The 16709-nt window shown below is 46.2% G+C and carries 16 protein-coding genes, 1 pseudogene and 1 riboswitch; of the genes and pseudogenes, 1 reads left to right on the forward strand and 16 read right to left on the reverse strand.

The window, feature by feature from the left end; all coding sequences use genetic code 11:
• Positions 1–202: 202 nt before the first annotated feature.
• Positions 203–904 carry a hypothetical protein gene (locus EKN16_RS08840; RefSeq protein WP_125655527.1) on the forward strand — a complete coding sequence of 234 codons (702 nt, stop codon included), beginning with the start codon at positions 203–205 and terminating at the stop codon, positions 902–904.
• A 226-nt stretch (positions 905–1130) separates the two neighbouring features.
• Here the strand turns inward: EKN16_RS08840 and EKN16_RS33875 are convergent.
• The 16 genes and pseudogenes from EKN16_RS33875 to EKN16_RS08920 all read right to left on the reverse strand — a co-directional run.
• Positions 1131–1288, reverse strand: a pseudogene (locus EKN16_RS33875) (ISL3 family transposase); the annotation flags it as partial.
• Positions 1289–1349: 61 nt separating this feature from the next.
• Positions 1350–2528, reverse strand: coding sequence for an aminotransferase class I/II-fold pyridoxal phosphate-dependent enzyme (locus tag EKN16_RS08850; protein ID WP_125655529.1), 1179 nt, complete (start codon positions 2526–2528; stop codon positions 1350–1352).
• 30 nt (positions 2529–2558) lie between these two features.
• On the reverse strand, positions 2559–3521 hold the full coding sequence (locus EKN16_RS08855; RefSeq protein WP_125655531.1) for a D-alanine--D-alanine ligase: 963 nt from the start codon (positions 3519–3521) through the stop codon (positions 2559–2561).
• A gap of 11 nt (positions 3522–3532) precedes the next feature.
• Positions 3533–4981: a MocR-like pyridoxine biosynthesis transcription factor PdxR gene (gene pdxR / locus EKN16_RS08860; RefSeq protein WP_125655533.1), complete on the reverse strand. Its 1449-nt coding sequence runs from the start codon at positions 4979–4981 to the stop codon at positions 3533–3535.
• Positions 4982–5298: 317 nt separating this feature from the next.
• Positions 5299–5841 carry a DUF1697 domain-containing protein gene (locus tag EKN16_RS08865; protein ID WP_125655535.1) on the reverse strand — a complete coding sequence of 181 codons (543 nt, stop codon included), beginning with the start codon at positions 5839–5841 and terminating at the stop codon, positions 5299–5301.
• A 123-nt stretch (positions 5842–5964) separates the two neighbouring features.
• Entirely contained in the window at positions 5965–6921 is a 957-nt protein-coding gene (locus EKN16_RS08870; protein ID WP_125655537.1) for an EamA family transporter, read from the reverse strand.
• A gap of 95 nt (positions 6922–7016) precedes the next feature.
• A riboswitch (purine riboswitch) is annotated at positions 7017–7126 on the reverse strand.
• Positions 7127–7268: 142 nt separating this feature from the next.
• Positions 7269–8351, reverse strand: coding sequence for a glucosaminidase domain-containing protein (locus EKN16_RS08875; RefSeq protein ID WP_164522737.1), 1083 nt, complete (start codon positions 8349–8351; stop codon positions 7269–7271).
• Between the two features lie 286 nt (positions 8352–8637).
• On the reverse strand, positions 8638–9195 hold the full coding sequence (locus tag EKN16_RS08880; protein ID WP_125666034.1) for a nitroreductase family protein: 558 nt from the start codon (positions 9193–9195) through the stop codon (positions 8638–8640).
• A gap of 51 nt (positions 9196–9246) precedes the next feature.
• Entirely contained in the window at positions 9247–9603 is a 357-nt protein-coding gene (locus tag EKN16_RS08885) for a (2Fe-2S) ferredoxin domain-containing protein (protein ID WP_125655541.1), read from the reverse strand.
• A gap of 33 nt (positions 9604–9636) precedes the next feature.
• The gene (gene cobO / locus EKN16_RS08890; RefSeq protein ID WP_125666036.1) at positions 9637–10194 is read right to left on the reverse strand and encodes a cob(I)yrinic acid a,c-diamide adenosyltransferase; all 558 of its coding nucleotides are present in this window, start codon (positions 10192–10194) and stop codon (positions 9637–9639) included.
• A 45-nt stretch (positions 10195–10239) separates the two neighbouring features.
• Positions 10240–11727 carry a cobyrinic acid a,c-diamide synthase CobB gene (locus EKN16_RS08895; protein ID WP_125655543.1) on the reverse strand — a complete coding sequence of 496 codons (1488 nt, stop codon included), beginning with the start codon at positions 11725–11727 and terminating at the stop codon, positions 10240–10242.
• A complete protein-coding gene (locus EKN16_RS08900; RefSeq protein ID WP_125655545.1) occupies positions 11727–12842 on the reverse strand; it encodes a cobalt-precorrin 5A hydrolase in 1116 nt (371 codons plus the stop codon). The genes EKN16_RS08895 and EKN16_RS08900 overlap by 1 nt, the downstream gene beginning before the upstream one ends.
• Positions 12835–13632 (reverse strand): precorrin-4 C(11)-methyltransferase, encoded by a 798-nt coding sequence (gene cobM, locus EKN16_RS08905; RefSeq protein WP_125655547.1) that lies wholly within the window; start codon positions 13630–13632, stop codon positions 12835–12837. Before cobM ends, EKN16_RS08900 begins: the two co-directional genes overlap by 8 nt.
• Complete coding sequence (gene cobI, locus EKN16_RS08910; RefSeq protein WP_125666038.1) at positions 13629–14336, reverse strand: precorrin-2 C(20)-methyltransferase; 708 nt, start codon at positions 14334–14336, stop codon at positions 13629–13631. Before cobI ends, cobM begins: the two co-directional genes overlap by 4 nt.
• A 16-nt stretch (positions 14337–14352) precedes the next feature.
• Positions 14353–15606 (reverse strand): precorrin-6y C5,15-methyltransferase (decarboxylating) subunit CbiE, encoded by a 1254-nt coding sequence (gene cbiE, locus EKN16_RS08915; protein ID WP_125655549.1) that lies wholly within the window; start codon positions 15604–15606, stop codon positions 14353–14355.
• A complete protein-coding gene (locus EKN16_RS08920) occupies positions 15596–16702 on the reverse strand; it encodes a cobalt-precorrin-5B (C(1))-methyltransferase (RefSeq protein WP_125655551.1) in 1107 nt (368 codons plus the stop codon). Before EKN16_RS08920 ends, cbiE begins: the two co-directional genes overlap by 11 nt.
• Positions 16703–16709 lie beyond the last annotated feature (7 nt).

Below are 16709 nucleotides of genomic sequence, written 5' to 3' on the forward strand. Positions count from 1 at the left end.
GTTCAAGAAGAAACAGCTAACGCCGTCCTTGGCGACGAAGCAAGTTTCTTCCCTCTGAAAAATAAGCAAAGTATGGAGAAAAATTATACTTTCTTATTTTTGAACTTGAAGGCCGCTTTTTATTTGCGGCTTTTTTTGCTGAGAAATACGAATATAGACCTTCCTTTTTACCCATAATATCCAACAAGGAGGTTATGAAACCATGAGACAATGTACAGCTTGGATCATCTTATTCATATTATTTCTGTCGATGCCTGCTCCATTAGCGGCTGCAAACTACATACCCAAACAGGCAACAACCATGCTAAATAAGCTATCAGAAGCAAGTTCAGGCAATTTACAAATCAGCTGGAACGACGAAACCAATACCCCTTTTTCTTTGATTGGGGCTTTGAATCGACCTTCTAGAAGCACTTCGGATGCAATTGTTCATCAATTTCTAACGGAATATAAGTCACTTTATGGACTTCAGGACATTCACCATAATTTGAAGGTTACAAAGGTAGAACAAACGAAGGATAAGATGATTCAAGTTCACCTACAGCATATTGTCTACAAAACACCCGTGTGGCAAGATGGCCTAATTGTGACCTTGGACCAAGTAGGCGTAATTCAACGCGTAGAGGGCGTAATCCATCCAAATATGGAGAAAACTCTCTTCCATCGGCCTTTACATGCAGCAATCACCCGTACCCAAGCCATAAACAAAGCAAAAGCATGGATAGGAACAGAAGTGATTGCCAAAGACACCACGATCAACCTTAATTATCTATCTAGTGGTTCGAGAATTGTTCTTGTTTATGCGGTTAGCTTTCACTTATTGGATTCAGAGTCGAAAGTTACTGTTCTCGTGCATTCGCTTACTGGACGAATCTTCGATTATCAAAACGGTATAAGTGGTTGAAAGCCTGCTACGCAGACGGATCATTCTTACGATCGCTGTTGTCTCCCTATTTCTTGATTCTGTCCCTTAGGGGGAGAAATAAGGAGACAAAGGCGAACGCTATCGCTTCTTCAGAACGATTCCGTCCACTTCGCTTTTGTTTCGTGTTGGCAAGCACGGATAATGATTTAGAGCCCAAAAAAGAGCCTATAAATCAGGCTCAATCTAGAAATTAGGGGTTGACCTTTCAACACAGTAACCGGAATCGATTGCATTCAATTAAAATACAAGCTTTGTAGCACTCACGATTACGTGTGAAGTAGTGCCGACGCTGATAAGCTTGATACGATTATGCCGTCCTTCTACGGTTACGTTCGTCCACAGACAACAACGACAGTAGTTCACGGAAGCGTAGCAAGTGGACAATCTCTCGTTCACACAGCAACTTCAGGCTGTTCTCAGATCGTCACATAGCATTCGCTCGGCATGACTGCAATTTCCGAATAAAGTGTCCCATCCGCTCCAGCGCCCGATTCAACTGCTCAGGAGCAACTGAGTAGGAACAGCGGACAAAGCCCTCCCCGCCTTCTCCAAACACGGACCCTGGAACAACTCCAACTCCGGTTTCTTTTAGCAACTGAAGTGCAAACTGTTCTGAGCTTAATCCGGTATCTGCAATGGAAGGAAAGACGTAAAACGTCCCCTCCGGCATATGACAAGACAACCCTCTCTCTCTCAAACCTTTGACAAAATAGTCTCTACGTTCACGATAAGCTACAATCATCCGATCCTTCTCCCCCAACCCGTTACGCAGCGATTCCAGAGCCGCAATCTGTCCAAGCGCTGGAGCGCACATTGTTGTATACTGGTGAATTTTCAACATGGCTGCGATCAACTCACCTTGCCCACAGGCGTAACCAATCCGCCAGCCTGTCATAGCAAAAGCTTTGGAGAATCCATTAATTACAATTGTCCGATCCAACATTCCTGGAACTGATGCGATACTGACATGTGTACGATCATATGTCAATTCACTATATACTTCGTCGGAGATAACAATTAGGTTATGTGCCTTGACCAGCTCTACAATCGGTAGCCAGTCCTTATAGGTCATGATTGCACCTGTCGGATTATTCGGATAGTTTAACATCAACACTCTTGAACGGGAGGTCAGCTTCTCCTTCACTGCTTCAGCAGTAAGCTTGAACTCTTGCTGTGCAGAGGTATTTACCGTGACAATCTTTCCTCCGTTAATATGAGCGATAGGTGAATAAGCAATATAGCTTGGAGCAGGAATAAGCACCTCATCCCCTTGACGAATGACAGTTCGCAAGGCCAAGTCCACAGCTTCACTGGTCCCCACCGTTACAAGCACCTCACTGTCAGGTTTATATTGAAGCCCATAGCTCTGCTGCAAATAACGTGCAATTCCCTCCCGAAGCTCCATGATTCCCGCATTGGATGTATATTTAGTAAAGCCCTCATTCAAAGCACGAATGCACGCTTCTCTAATATGTTCGGGTGTAGCAAAATCCGGCTCTCCTACTCCAAGCGATATCATATCCTGAGTATTCATATCAAAAAATGCCCGAATACCAGATGGCGGTATATCCCGCACTAATGGAGAAATCCACTCCTTACCCATAACTCAGCACTCCCTGATTTCAATTCATTGTTACAATCTGGTCCCTATCTCCGATTTCTTAGTCGATTTCTTCTTTGTCTCTATCTCTCCACCAGATTTCTCAAGGGATAGAGATATGATCACATCCAGTAATTGACTGTATGTCATCCCCGCTGCCTGTGCGCTTTTGGGAAGTAGGCTATTTCTTGTCATGCCTGGCAAGGTGTTCATCTCCAGCACATAGGGAATACCATCCCTCAGCAGCATATCTACGCGGGCATACACATTGCATTTCAAAGTCCAGTAACTCACCAATGCTGCGGACCGCACCTGCTCATCCACCTCAGGCGTCAGATGAACTACTTGCTCCTCTGCGCCGCCATCCTCATACTTGGCATAGTAATCAAACCACTCAGAGCCCTTGCTCTGGATGCCAATGATCGGCAGCAGTTTCCCATCTACAATAGAACAAGTCAATTCTTCCCCTTTGATATATTGCTCAATGAGCACTTCTACATCCCACCGGAATGCTTCCTCTACCGCCGCCCTCAAATCTTGGCTGCTCTTTACAATCTGTATTCCGATGCTTGATCCGCCTGAGTTCGGCTTAACAACTATCGGATAACCCAGCTTCTCTACGGCCTCTGCTGAATAGTCGCCTATACTGCCCCAGCACAGCCAATCTGGAGTAAAAAGACCTTCGTAGCGGAGCAACTTTTTTGAAACATTCTTGTTCATACACAGGCTGCTGGACAATACGCCGCTTCCGGTATACGCAATTCCCAATGTTTCCAACATACCTTGAATCGTACCATCCTCACCATAGGAGCCATGCAAAGCCAGCAAAGCCATATCAAGACCTTTCACTTTGTCAGCCAGTTCATCACGCCTTGTTATTTCTATCGGATATACTTCATATCGATTCTGGTCGAGATGCGCCATGATTTCCTTACCCGACTGAAGTGAAACCTCACGCTCTGATGATAATCCTCCCATAATAACGCCTAACTTCATCTCTGCACCTCTCATTTCATTAACTGTCTGGCAGTATCACCAATAATCTTAATTCCCCTGATAATATCCTCATCGGTGACACGAGAGAAACCCAACCGCATCGTATTACAACCACGATTATCCGTGAAGAAGATATCTCCCGGCGTAAAAATTACCCCCAGCTCTGAACAAAGCTCCAACAACTTCCGTGTATCAAATCCTATCTCAAAAGTGACAAACAGATGCAGCCCCCCATGACCTGAAAGCTGAGCATACGGGATATGCTCCTTGCAGCACTGCATGGTCAACTCATATTTGCGTTTATATTCCGTGCGTGCTTTCTTTAAGTACTTCTCCAGATTTCCATTGTGCAAATATTGATAAAGAACCGATTGGTCCAATGTTGACGTATGAATCGTGCGCGCTCGCTTAATGCTCTCCAAATAGTCAATGAGTTCAGCGTCCGCCAATACCCAGCCCACTCGCATACCGGGAAATAGCACCTTAGAAAAGCTTCCTAAATAAATCACACTATTGCCGTTGCCCACACCTGCCATTAATGGAGATACATGCGATCCGGTGTAACGTAGCTCCTCATTAAAGCCATCCTCAATGACAGGAATCCCGTACTGGTTCATTAGGCTCATCAGTTCTTGTCGTTTCTTCGGGGACATTACAATCCCAGTAGGATTATGATAGGAAGGTACAAAATAAGCACAATCGTAAGGTTGTTCGGACAACGCCCGCTCAAGCTCTGTTAAGCTAATACCGTCATCCTCCATTGGGATGCCTGTAATTTGAAATCCATGCAACTTAAAATTCTTAATGGCTGTATGATGGGTCGGATTTTCACACAGCACCCTGCCACTCCTTTTTCCAAGTGCCGACAACACAATATCTAAGCCCTCTGTGAACCCATTGGTAATCAAAATATCCTTGCCCTTCAGATCGACTCCCTTATGCTGCATATAGCGTAACAAAAAGTCCATCAGCGGCTTATAACCCTTGGCATATCCGTAGTTGAGCAGTACATCACCTTCCACAGACATCCGATCCATGAACGCCCGCTTTACATTACCTATATCAAACAACGTCTCGTCTGGCGCAATACTGGTAAAAGAAATCGTCCCCTTCTGTGCACGGATGCCGTGCTTCATCAGGTCGAGCTGCTCAGCCAGTCGAGCATGATCATTAATCCGCTCCAGCCAATCGATTTGGCAAGCTTGAGTCGCTGTTCCACCTGATACAGCAGCCACATAGTTTCCTTTGCCCCGAACAACATAGATAAATCCATCTTCTTCCAGTTCGGCATATGCCGAAATCACCGTATTGCGGCTAAGCTTCATCTGCACACCCAGTTCACGGGTAGATGGCAACTTCTGATGAGGCTGTAAGGCACCTTTTATAATTATAAGTTTCATGTAATCTTTCAATTGAATATAGACCGGACGGTCACCTATAGGTTCAAAATCACGAAACACAACATCGCCCCCAGAGCTATCATGTCACAGAGTGAGGTATAAAAAAAGAACCACCTACCTGGATGTTTCATCCGGTTGTGGTTCTTTGCACACATTCGCATTTGAATATTCAAGGAATTGTATGGTCTTAGAGATTGTTTCGATATTTTGTTGATCTGTGTACAATATGAAAAACTCATATACAGCATCATCCATTTTTATTGGATTTGGTTATTTCACGATCAGACATATTTGATTTTTCATTGTAAAATTTATTATAGTCCACCACTGATTTTTAGGTAGATCCATAAATCATAGGCTCTTCTTAGTTCTCTTAATTATACGGTCATTGATGCCGCTAAAGCGGCGAGCTTGATGATGGTACTCCGATTACGCGATGTCCCGGTACCGCCCAGCTTTTGAAGGTTTTTTGCCAATTGGGAATCCAATACACTTTGACGAAAATAAAAGTACATTTCCGAACCATGGATATGGAATTCATCCTTTTCGTCACTATAGCGAGCCAAAACATTGATTTCTTCCTGTGAAGGTGCTTCGAGAAGTACAGAGATATGAATACTCTCCCCTTCCGACAGAGAGACATCAGCATAAGGATCGTTCGCGATAATCGCTTCGAACTCCTCTGCTGACCTTAATATAACCGTCACTGACATGTCAAAAACGGAAAGAATTTCTTGCTCAATTCGTGAGCGAAGCGAAGCTGGACCTTCGTCCGACTCGAATAGAACATTGCCGCTCTGAATATAGGTTTGAACCCGAGCAAGCCCCATCGTCTGCAGCGCAGTTTTCAATTCGGACATCTTAATCTTCTTCTTCCCACCAACATTAATACCCCGCAGCAAAGCAATGTAAATGGCCATCAGGAGTCCCCGTTTCTTTTTTTAATCCAGTATAGCATGTCCACAGCACTTATTAGGCAGAAAAAAAAGCCTGATTCTCCCTCAGGCTTTCTTATACTCGCTATACCTTCATTATCGCAGCTGCTAAGAAGCAGAATTAGAACCATTTCTTCCCGCCAGTGATTTGAGAGATAACTGCTTGACAAGCTCTGGAAGAGCCACACCGAGCAGCACTAAGACTACTCCAGTCCACTGCAGGATGCTCACCTGCTCATGCAGGACAACAGAGGAAAGGAGAATCGCAACTGGCAGTTCGGAAGCGCCGAGAATGGCTGCCATTCCTTCTCCGATATGCGGAACCCCGACTGCGAATAGCAAGGGTGGAATAAAAGCACCAAACAGACCAAGTAGAAGACCAAACAGAAGCAGATTCCCCCATAAAAGTCCGTTAAATAAGAAGTGCGGAGGGAACAATATAAATACAAGAAGCAATGCCCCAGAGATCATCCACGCGCTGCGAAATGCAGGATGAACAGAAGGTACAGCCTTCCCGCTGAATATGATGAATAGAGAATAACTCACAGCAGAGAGCAACCCTAAAGCAACACCCAGCAAATTGAAATTAGAAAGCCCTTGTTCCAGAATACCAGCTGCTAACAAAGTACCTCCAAATAAGATGGCCACGGTCAACAGCATGATACCATTCGGCCGTTTACGTTGACTTATCGCATGAATAAGAACGCCTATCCAAGTGAACTGGAACAACAGTACGATAGCCAAAGAGTTCGGAATATATCGCAGAGATTGGTAATATAAAAGTCCAGTTATCGCCGTTGGTGCTCCTGCAGCCATAAGCATAAGCCTTTGTGTCCAAGTGAGCTTATGTGCAATAAGGTTTTGAACCGCTGCTTGCGGCTTCCCTTTTCGTTTGCTGCGCAGTTTTATAAATAACGCAAGTGCCCATGAGAGGATAAATCCGGTTAACAGCTGACTCCCTACCACTTCACCCAATTCAAAGCCTTGTCCGTATGCTTTCACAACTATAGTCGATAATATACCATAACTCATTGCACCAAGCAGAACCGAAAACAGATATTTCATTACTAAATGACCTCCCTAAAATGCTTAAAACCATTTACAAACCAAAATCCCTCAACACAAACAAAAAACTTCCTTACCTCAAATACAGCATCATCTGAAGATGATCCTATATTCGTAGCAAGGAAGTTAAGGCTTCCCGTAGAAACCCCCACCCTGTTCATTCTGACTATCGTGAGGTTATACGAATGTATGTTATTATGTGACTTGCAATAGTTGAAATGTTACATGACAAGTCAACTACTGTCAATAGTTATTAATGGAAACATAGTTATTAATGGAAACTCCCTTTAATTCCGCATACTGCGATATGTATTCGGCACATTGTTTCCATCCGTCATGTACCATTATTATACTACCTTGCGATAATCACTCTTCATAATGCTGCGAACGTCTCCGGACCATCGCCCATTGGACGGACAGTACTTCCTGGCTACCTTCTCGATAGTCGTTAAGCCTTTACCTACGTAATTCTTAGCTAGAAGTTGTCCGAACTTCCGAACGCTATCTCCTTTCGTTGCAAAGCTGAACGCTTTTTTATTTTCACTGCCCGTTATTGCATTTAATCCAAATAGGTTGTTTTTCGTTTTGGCTAATCGGCTCTTGCCATTGCCGCTCTCAAGCTTCATGACGGCGATCGTAAAGAAGGCATTAATCCCATAATCATCCTCAATACTGAGAATGGCTTCTTCAAGTCCTTGCCCTGTAAGCTTGGTTCCCTTCAAAATGATTGCGATGTCCGCAGCTGTAAGACCAGAGTCAGACTTGACGATCGTCGTCGGCTTAGCTGGATCACCCGTCTCAACTCTGCTCTCTATCTTATGCTGTATGGCTTGTTTTGGATGCAGTTTGCCAGGAATCGGCTGCACGCTAGCAACAGGTGCAGTCTTTTGGAGACCAATCGAAGTTGTACTGCGGAGGAGTGATGAATCGAGTACCACAGGAGATGCATAACCGCCGTGAACATAGCCTCCATCCTTCAGCTGTAACCAACCATTCTCGGTCGAGGCGACAATGAGAAGCTCGCTACCATTCTTAACCACATTAATTATATTGGATTTAGCGTTCGGTTCGGTTCGAATATTAAGATAATAAGAGGTTACTTTATAAGTAATGGGTGAGTCTGAATGTATGGTACTTGTTGTTGCAGCCTCTATCTTTATCGACGATGTTGAGGGTTCTTCGTGTTTTGTTGACTGTGAAGCTTGAGCATTGCTTGTATCAGCTGTTGACTTCACATTCGTTGATTGCGTATTGATTCCTGTTTTTTCAGGCGTGAACATAGAATCTTGTGAAAGTTCCCATTTTGGGTACACAGGACTGGACGAACCTTTATTAATGGCATTAAATGAAATCACCGCCGACATAAGCAGAGCTACCAAAGCCACGCTAATTAGAAAAGCACGTATCGTCATTTTCATATTTCTTTCCATGTACTGCACCTCTTTCTTAGATTGATGAGGGCTAGTTCGATATAGGATAGATTGTAACGACTGTTTATTGAAAAGCATGTCAAACCTTCTGCGAGGAATTCATGTTCTTTTGTCGATTAGGATAAAAGTATCGGACTAACATAAAGAAGCAGTCCCAATAAGGGACTGCTTCTTTATGTTAGTTATTGTAGGAATATTCATTAACATTTTTTAACCGTTTTTAAGAGTAAAACAATCCATATTTTCCATGTGATTACACTTAGGTTGCACTTAAAGATTGTGAGAATTAAACCCAAGTGACCTTCTCTGTATACGATGTACGAGCAGGAATAGGGGGTTGCTCCGCAGGGTAACCAAGGCAGAGCGTTCCGATTACCTTCTGTTCTGGAGGACAATGGAGCAGCTCATTCAGTCTTGCATCTCGAACAAGAGCGATGCCGCGCGTTCTCCATACACAGCCAAGGCCTAACTCTTCAGCCGCCAGCCAGATGGAATGAGCAGCACAGCAGCTAGCGAATACGTTATCCTCAGAAGCATCAGCATCGTTTGCAATCTGATCCGCTGTAATAACAATTAGCAAGGGTGTGTTGTTCAATACTTTCAATGATTCTTGAACCAGATTCGGTTTAGTTGGAAACCGCTCCTGCAGATACTCTTCAGCCAATTGTGTGAAATTAACCTTACCTGCGCCCTGAATGATATAAAAGTGCCAAGGTTGACGCATCCGATCATTCGGTGCCAATATAGCGGTTTCGAGCAGGGTACGAATTTTATCTTCTTCAACCAGACGGCCATCAAACTGACGAATAGCTCTTCTTTTTTTCATAGCATCGATAACATTTATGGTCATACTTGTTCCTCCTCGTGTTGCCTTGCTGTATTCAATCAGGAGACACTACGTCTTATTGATCCCTGCAACAGAGTTGCCTGAAGCAATCAATCGGTCGCGGAACGAATAGACGAGCTGTTCCTCCATCGTTTCCTTTGCCACCAACTTGCGCACTAATCGTTTCCCAAGCTCAGGAGTCATCTCCTTGTACCACAGGCCCTCCGGGTATGCGATAACAACGCATGCATCTGTACATCGACCATTACATCGTGTACGCGTTGTGTGAATCTGACCATTAGCGTCAAGACTTTTGATTTCCTCGCGAATCGCCTGGGTGACTTCCTCTCCAAGATGTTTCATACAGCTGCCGCCATTACAAATGAGCAGATGATGCTGCGTGTCCTGTAAATTCCAAGTCGTCAATGGAGCATCTCCCTCCCCATACTTTCATTCTTATCAAAATTCAATGCCTAGTACCGCAGGGACACCTTCATTATAGTAATGCTTGACCACTTGAACCTCTGACACCAAATCGGCTCGATCCTTGATCTCCTGCTTCGCATTTCTTCCCGTTAATACGAGGTGGAGATGCTTAGGTCTTTGTTCAATCAATGCCAATACTTCTTCTAATGGCAGCACATCTTCAATAGGGAATTTCTCTATAGCCAGCGCATTATTAATCTCATCCAATATCACAACATCCCAATCCCCGTTCAGCACTTCTTCCTGCGCAATCGCCCACGCCTTCTGGAGCGCTTCGCGATGCTCTTCCGGTGTCTTCGTCCAAGTGAAGCCTACGCCCAATTGACGCATCTCAACGCCTAATTTGCGAAGCGCAATTTGCTCGCCATACGTGCGCTGTGGAGATTTGATGAATTGTAAAATAATTACGCGGTAGCCCCGTCCAACAGCACGAACGGCGAGACCGATGGAAGCCGTTGTTTTCCCTTTGCCGTCCCCAGTATAAACGAGGGTATAGCCTTTACGATTCGCTCTTCGATCCTGCTGCTCCATCATTAACACCTCTCTCCAGAGAAACTCATTCCTTCACACCTATCATCACTTACTTCTACGGTAATCCTCACATCGACCGATCCACCTGGAAGCGGCCTCTGGATTGGAAGCGAAATGAACATGTGTATAGCTTGCTAATAGGTTCCCGCTGCAGTAGCCCTCTTTCTTCGTCCCTCGTAAACCAGTCGTTTCGTAGGCGTAAGGATATTGCTCATCATCATCTGCTATCAACGTAGAGTAATGAAACTCATGACCTCGAATAGAGGCTCCCGATGCCAGAAGCAGCCCGTCTTGCAGCGCCTTTGTCTCCCTGTATCCGAGCGCAGCAAGCTTAGACTGCATCTCAATCTTAGCGGGAATAATACCCGCCATTGGATACGTCTCTCCAGAACGGTTCTTGATGGAATGGCAAAGATACATGTAGCCGCCACATTCCGCATAAACAGGCAGCCCACGTGATACGAGCGTGTTCAGGTCTTCTTTTAAACGGACATTCTCCGATAACGTAGAAGCAAACTCTTCTGGAAATCCGCCGCCCAAATAGACACCATCCGCTTCGCTAGGTATCGTGTCTCCTGCTAATGGACTGAAGAATAACAAGGTAGCACCCAAACACTCAAGGAGCTCCAAATTTTCCTGATAATAAAAGTTAAACGCAGCGTCTCGTGCGATGGCGATGATTGGCCTGAATTCACCATTAGCACCATTAGCGCCATTATCGCCATTAGCGCCATTATCGCCATTAGCGCCATTATCGCCATTAGCGCCATTATCGCCATTAGCACGATCAGCGTAGGTAGATACAAACATACTCCCCTGCGATGGCTCTAAGCCAGGAGCCTCACTCGCCATGGTGAGGATTTGATCCAGATCAACGGTCGCCTCTATTTGCTGTGCGACATGATCAAAAAACGAATGAAGCTCGCCTCTTTCAATCGCTGGAATAAGTCCCAGATGCCGCTCAGGCAGGTTCAGCGTTTCATCTCGACCAAGCCAGCCTACAACCGGAATACCGCATTCTTGTTCGACTGCAGATTTTACGATTTTGTAGTGGCCTGCGCTTCCGCATTTATTCACAATGACACCTGCGATACGAATTTGTTTATCAAGCTGCTGAAACCCCATGACCACTGCGGCAGCGCTGCGAGCCATACTCTGAACATTGACAACAAGAATAACCGGACAATCAAGAAGCGCTGCAATATGTGCGGTAGAGCCTACGTTGCTTAAGGGATCTTTACCATCGTAGAGTCCCATCACACCTTCAATAACTGAGATATCTGCATCTTCTGAGCCGCGTAGGAATAGATCCTGCATCGTCTCATGCGGCATCATCCAGGTATCGAGATTACGAGAAACTCTTCCTGTTACCGCCGTATGATAGGTGGGATCGATATAATCAGGTCCGCATTTGAAGCCCTGCACCTTCAGACCTCTGCGACCTAGGGCACGCATGATTCCGATTGTTATCGTTGTTTTCCCTGCTCCGCTTCCCGTTCCTGCTATGACGATACGAGGACGTTTGGTACTCATCACAACGATTCCCTATCTACCGCTGCTGCCTCAAACGGGACACGTGCGACGGAGATTGTACAGTTGCCACTCTTCTTCTTCTCAAGCAGCCATTCTGCTGCGCCAGACGAGAGTAAGGCTGCCGGTTCACTAACGCCATAAGCACCTGTGAAGCGGTGGACCGTCTCCGATGGGTTCTTCAGCGTAACGGTATTCAATTGTTCAGGCGTATAAGTGATCAACTTCCAACCCTGCTTTGCACACACTTCCAATAAACCTGGCTCGTCTTTTTTCAGATCGATGGTAGCTATATTGCGTACGCTCTTAACAGACAGCTTAAGCTCTAATAACGTATCCAAGATGAGTGCCTCAATCTCTTCCACCGAAGTTCCACGATTGCAGCCAATTCCTAAAACTAGACTTTGGGGGCGATATAATACACCATTGCGAAGCAGCACCGATTCCTCACGCAAATTCAGTAAACGATCCGTAATAACAAGCGCAGCTTGAAAATCAATCTCCATTGCTGCCTCTGCGGAATGAAGAACCTGAATATGTGATGGAAGCGGCTTATCGTACATCCACCAATTCTTCTCGCCGGTTTCCTGTACAACGACGACACGCTCTTCATTGACGACTGATGCGCTAACAGGTGTCGCTCTCTCAAAGCTCTCAATCTTCCAACCAAATGAACGACCGAACATATCTACGGGAATCGTCTGCTGAACATCCGATGCCGTCGTAATCACAGGACGGGCACCAATTGCAAGCGCTACCTCACGTGTTAACTCATTAGCACCACCGAGATGGCCAGACAACACGCTGATGACATGCTCACCGCGATCGTCGATGACGACAACAGCCGGATCCTGCTTCTTATCTACTAATATGGGAGCAATCATACGAACAACTGCTCCAAGTGAAATGAATAGTATAATTCCATTGTAGGCCTTAAACAAATCCGGCAAAATAAGCTTGACCGAGCCTTCAAAGAGTCGAATGTCCTTCGCCTCTTCATCCCCTCTAGCAAACTTGCTCATATAAAATAAATCCGCTGCCGGGAAGATCTCCGTCAGACCTCTTGCCATCTCCACGCCATGCTTGGTTATGGCGACGGCAGCATATGGCTTATTCACTGGCCTTCACTCCCTTGCGGTAACCATGCGTAAACGTCTTATCATACAGCTTGGAGCGATGAGCATCGCGGTCTGTGATCGTCGGATCAAGCGACCAACCGGCCAGAATCATCGCATGCATCCGAATGCCGGCTTTGCGCATATCTTCATCCAAATTTTTAAGCGTAGTCCGGACAATCTTCTGATCCGGCCATGTCGCACGCTGAACCACAGCAACAGGCGTCTCTTCGGACCAGCCAGCTTCTATGAACTCCCTGACAACCTTCTTTGTTAGTGTAGCGCTTAGGAATAAGGCTACCGTACAATGATGGGAGGCCAAATCCTTCAGCTTCTCTCGCTCAGGCACGGGTGTACGACCCTCTGCACGTGTTAGAATAACCGTCTGGGTAAGATCAGGAACCGTCAATTCAGCGCCAAGAACCGCTGCCGCTGCAAACACAGAGCTAACACCTGGAATGATTTCATACGTTATATCCTGCTGCTTAAGAAGTACGAGCTGCTCCAGAACAGCCCCGTACATAGAGGGATCACCTGTATGTACACGCGCAACGCTCTTGCCTGCCTGAACCGACTCCACCATGAGATCAACCATCTGCTCCAGATTCATCCCAGAGCTCTGAAGAACTAGAGCATGTTCTCCCGCTTGTGCGATTAGTTCATCGTTTACAAGAGAGTCCGTATACAGTACAACATCCGCCTGCTTCAGGATGTTCAACCCTTTGACCGTAATCAGCTCAGGATCACCAGGACCTGCGCCAACAATATAAACTTTCGCTTCCAGCTGCTTCATTTTCTCACCGCCATTAAGGTTAAATATTCGAGCTCATAGCCCTTTAACACGCGAACATCACGCCATACTGTCTCATAATTCGAAGTGGCCTTGGTCACGACTGAGGCTTTCTGCGTCAGTCCAAGCTCCTCTAGGATGTCGATCATCATATCGATAACTTTGGCAACCTTGATAAAAATGACTGTATCATGCTCGATGATTGCTTTTTTCATTGCAGCTCGGTCTTCCGTCGCGGGTATAATCGCAACTTGCTCATCCCCATCTGCAAGTGTTATTCCCAGCTGGGCTGCGGCTCCGAGAACCGATGAAATACCCGGAACCGTCGAGATTGGCACCTCAGGATGCAGCTCGTTCATGAGACGAGCCAAGTGAATGAATGTACTGTACAGATTAGGATCACCCTCGGTTACAAACGCGATATCTCGCCCTTCTCGCAAATGCTCCCAGCACATGGCGGCAGTCTTGTTCCATTCTTTATCTAGTACCGCTTTATCCTTCGTCATCGGAAAAATCAGTCCCAGCATTTCCTTCTCTGCCGGATTCACGTATAGCTCTATAATTTCAAGTGCGTACGACTTCCCACCCATTCGTTTCTTAGGGTAAGCGACGACCGGACATTCTTTCATCAAGCGAAACGCCTTTACTGTAATAAGCTCTGGATCGCCCGGTCCGACGCCAATGCCGTATAATGTTCCGATTTTCATTGCGGTAGTCAAGTTATTACTCTCCTTTTACTGCAGGTTTACTGGCGTTCTTATAACCCGTAATGATATAGATCGGATTAAGCCCCTCGAAGCGAGTCATATCCAAAATCGGTTTACTTCTGGAAACTTGAACAAGTGTGACACGGAACTCAAATCCTTCTTCCTTCAAAGCTCGTGTGCTCTCCGATAGGGTTTCGATCGTTGCAGCATTGATGACAATGCGACCATCTGGCTGCAATCGTTCACAGCAAATACGAATCAATTCCCGAAGCTCTCCGCCGCTTCCGCCGATGAAGATCGCATTCGGGTCAGGCCACGTATCAAGACCTTCCGGCGCTTTACCATGCAGAATGGTGAAATCGGTCCTGAATTTGATCCGATTCTGAACCACATTCTCGAGGTCGCCCTCATTCTTCTCTATCGCAAAAACCTGCCCAAATGGGGCAAGCTTCGTGCATTCCACTGATACAGAGCCTGATCCAGCCCCGATATCCCACACAACACTGTGCGGATTCAGCTTTAATTCCGATAGACTAAGAACGCGTACTTCCTTCTTCGTAATTAAGCCTTTCTCTGGCTTGCGCTGATGGAATTCCTCATCCTCAAAGCCGAATCCGCTGCGAGCCTGATATTGTATACCATCACGATGACGAAGAATGACAATATTCAGTGTAGAGAACACTTCATCTGCCATAGCTTCTAATGTGTAGAAGCCGAAGCGTTCCTGATCACTGCCTAAATTCTCAGCGACAAAAGCTTCATATTCGAGCATCCCGAACTGAATCAAATAAGCTGCAATTGCGGCAGGTGTGTTCTTATCATCCGTCAACAAAGCAACTTTTGACTTGCCGTCAATTCGCTGTGCCAAGCCTTGGAGAGGACGTCCGTGCACACTTTCGAGCAATGCATCCTGCCAGCTCTCCCCCATCCGGGCAAAAGCAAGCTGCAGCGAGCTCAGATTCGGATGAATCTCAACCGCATCACTCCCGAGCTTCTTCGCGGCGAAGCCGGCTATGCCATAGAACGTTGGATCACCTGATGCCAGCAATACAACATGCTTATCCTCGCGTAATCGACCAAGATTCGATACCATTTCAGCCAGCCCGCTCTTCACAACAATCTGTTCACCGCGAAACTCCGGAAAGAAACTCAGATGCCTTTCTCCGCCTGCCAGTACATCAGCAGAACGAACGAGCTCCAAGCACTTCGCTGATAGTCCTTTTGTTCCATCGTCACCTATACCAATGATCGCAATTCGGTTACCCGACAATTTCAGCCCTCCCCAATAATTCACCTTTCATCGTAACCAATGCTGTATCGACGATAACACCGCCTTCAACATGGTTCACCGCATGCTCAGATGCGTAGCGGCATAAGAGCTCAAAATATTTTGCAACACCTGCTTCAATGGCCAGATCCGCCGCTTGTGATGCTGTATTTGCTTCCTTTATCGTTTGTTGTACCGAATCCGGACAGCCGGCCTCACCGGCCACATCAGCCAGGAAATCAAAATCAACAGGTGCACTCTTGGAATGCACCATCATGACGCCCTGCGCGACCTTCGAGAATTTCCCCATCATACCAACTAAGCTTATTCGCTCTGCGCTGAGTCGCTTGGCATGCTTCAAGGAGAAGCCGACAAAGTCACCCATCTGGATAAAGGCCTCCTCTGGGAGTTCTGGATGCAGCTTCATCGCATATTTCTCACTGCTGCCTCCAGTAGTCAGCACGACATGTCTGCATTCAGAGGCTCTAGCTACCAACAGCGCTTGAATAATGCTCGCTTTATAAGCAGCCGTCGAGAACGGAACCACAGTTCCGCGGGTTCCCAGAATCGAGATCCCGCCTATAATGCCAAGACGGGCGTTCAGTGTTTTCTTCGCCATCTCTTCACCATCTGGGACCGAAATGACAACACGAACACCTCGATCGCCAACCTCGTAATCCTCTAATACTTCTTGGACAGCTTTAAGAATCATCCGTCTTGGTACCGGATTGATCGCAGCCTGGCCCACTTCAACAGGGAGTCCGGGCTTGGTGACCCTTCCGACTCCTATCCCGCCATCAAGCTCGATCCCAGCTTCATTGCTCCAAGTAACGGTGCAGACGATTTTCGCTTTATGTGTCGCATCAGGATCGTCGCCCCCGTCCTTAATCGTCGCACACTGCGCCATATCTCTGGTGATTTCGCATTCTATTAATTCAAACGTATGAAAAAAACCAGCAGGCAACCAGATTTCTGATTCCTCCAGTTTCATTTGCGTGATGAGCATGGTTAGGGCTGCTTTGGCTGTAGCCGTCGCACATGCACCTGTGGTGTAGCCATGACGAAGTGGCTTTGTTTCCGTATCGATAACGTCACTCATGCCGTCA

Origin of the sequence: Paenibacillus baekrokdamisoli, assembly GCF_003945345.1 — a bacterium.
Lineage (GTDB): Bacteria > Bacillota > Bacilli > Paenibacillales > Paenibacillaceae > Paenibacillus_Z > Paenibacillus_Z baekrokdamisoli.

Bases quoted from the DNA above. Each gene is read 5' to 3' on its own strand.
- EKN16_RS08850 (WP_125655529.1), bottom strand. From the start codon at position 2,528: ATGGGTAAGGAGTGGATTTCTCCATTAGTGCGGGATATACCGCCATCT.
- EKN16_RS08855 (WP_125655531.1), bottom strand. From the start codon at position 3,521: ATGAAGTTAGGCGTTATTATGGGAGGATTATCATCAGAGCGTGAGGTT.
- EKN16_RS08870 (WP_125655537.1), bottom strand. From the start codon at position 6,921: ATGAAATATCTGTTTTCGGTTCTGCTTGGTGCAATGAGTTATGGTATA.
- EKN16_RS08920 (WP_125655551.1), bottom strand. From the start codon at position 16,702: ATGAGTGACGTTATCGATACGGAAACAAAGCCACTTCGTCATGGCTAC.
- cobI (WP_125666038.1), bottom strand. From the start codon at position 14,336: ATGAAAATCGGAACATTATACGGCATTGGCGTCGGACCGGGCGATCCA.
- EKN16_RS08895 (WP_125655543.1), bottom strand. From the start codon at position 11,727: ATGAGTACCAAACGTCCTCGTATCGTCATAGCAGGAACGGGAAGCGGA.
- EKN16_RS08840 (WP_125655527.1), top strand. From the start codon at position 203: ATGAGACAATGTACAGCTTGGATCATCTTATTCATATTATTTCTGTCG.
- EKN16_RS08875 (WP_164522737.1), bottom strand. From the start codon at position 8,351: ATGGAAAGAAATATGAAAATGACGATACGTGCTTTTCTAATTAGCGTG.
- cobO (WP_125666036.1), bottom strand. From the start codon at position 10,194: ATGGAGCAGCAGGATCGAAGAGCGAATCGTAAAGGCTATACCCTCGTT.
- cobM (WP_125655547.1), bottom strand. From the start codon at position 13,632: ATGAAGCAGCTGGAAGCGAAAGTTTATATTGTTGGCGCAGGTCCTGGT.
- EKN16_RS08865 (WP_125655535.1), bottom strand. From the start codon at position 5,841: ATGGCCATTTACATTGCTTTGCTGCGGGGTATTAATGTTGGTGGGAAG.